Source organism: Pseudomonas sp. F01002, assembly GCF_004402115.1.
Lineage (GTDB): Bacteria > Pseudomonadota > Gammaproteobacteria > Pseudomonadales > Pseudomonadaceae > Aquipseudomonas > Aquipseudomonas frigoris.
In genome coordinates, this window is record NZ_SOPU01000043.1 from 1 (window position 1) to 326 (window position 326).

Sequence of the window (326 nt, forward strand, 5' to 3'; positions counted from 1 at the left end):
ACCGCTTGCTCACGGCTGTACGGATGCGTCCATTCACCGACGATTTCCGCCGCGGTGTGCGGGGCGTTTTTCAGCGGGTTGTCGTCCTTGTCCAGGGTGCCGTTTTCCACCGCGCGGATTTCTTCGCGGATGCGGATCATGGCGTCGCAGAAGCGGTCCAGTTCTTCTTTGGATTCGCTTTCGGTCGGCTCGATCATCAAGGTGCCGGCGACGGGGAACGACATGGTCGGGGCATGGAAGCCGAAGTCGATCAGGCGCTTGGCGACGTCATCGACGCTGATGCCGCTGCTGTCTTTCAACGGGCGCAAATCGAGGATGCATTCGTG

At 60.7% G+C, this 326-nt stretch carries 1 pseudogene; it reads right to left on the minus strand.

From position 1 onward, the window contains the following. A pseudogene (locus E3W21_RS28715) lies at window positions 1-326 on the minus strand (glycine dehydrogenase (aminomethyl-transferring)); the annotation flags it as partial.